1 protein-coding gene is annotated in these 832 nt (G+C 71.4%); it reads right to left on the minus strand.

Translation table 11 applies throughout. From position 1 onward, the window contains the following. Positions 1-135 precede the first annotated feature (135 nt). A partial coding sequence (locus MET9862_RS29050) for a CheB methylesterase domain-containing protein (RefSeq protein WP_142586323.1) occupies positions 136-832 on the minus strand: 697 nt, incomplete at its 5' end.

The raw sequence follows: 832 nt of genomic DNA on the forward strand, positions 1-832 counted from the left end.
ATGCTGATCGTCGTCATCGATGACCCCTATGATCGGTTCCGATTCAACCATCAGGCATACGAGATGCCGGTCGGTGGGGGCATCCACCGCATCAGTTCTTGAGGAAGCCGCGCAGGAAGTCGAAATCGAGGTCGGTCATGCGGGCTGCCCCGTGATGAGGCTGCGGAGCGCCGGCCCGATCTCGGGCAGCGGCAGCACGGCCTGGGCGAGGCCGGCCTTGGCGACGCTTCCGGGCATGCCCCAGACAGTGCTGGTGGCCTCGTCCTGGGCCAGGACCGGGCCGCCGGCATCGACGAGCGCCCGGGCGCCGTGCGTGCCGTCCGAGCCCATCCCGGTCAGGATCACCGAGACGGTGGCCGAGCCGAAGATCGCGGCGGCGTCCTTGAACAGGACATCCACGGCCGGGCGGCAGAAATTCACCGGCGGCCCGTCATCGAGGCGGATCACCGGCTCGCGGCCGGGGCCGGCGACGAGGCCCATATGGCGCCCGCCGGGGGCCACATAGATCCGTCCCGGCTGCAGCGGCTCGTCCGCCTTGCCCTCGCCGGAGGGCAGGCCGACGCGGCTGCCCATATGCTCGGCGAAGACCGCGGTGAAGATCGGCGGCATGTGCTGGACGATCAGCACCGGCAGGCGGCGCAGCGTCGCCGCGCCGATCTTCTCCAGCACCTCGCCCACGGCGCGGGGGCCACCGGTGGAGGAGCCGATCAGCAGGACCTTGGGCGGGCCGGCGGGCGGGGCTGACGTTCGGAGCCCGGGCCGCCGAGGAGAACGACTACCCGACCGACGCGCGCGTGGACTACGTCTTCGCCTGCATGGCGGCCAACGGCCA

This window comes from Methylobacterium symbioticum, assembly GCF_902141845.1.
Lineage (GTDB): Bacteria > Pseudomonadota > Alphaproteobacteria > Rhizobiales > Beijerinckiaceae > Methylobacterium > Methylobacterium symbioticum.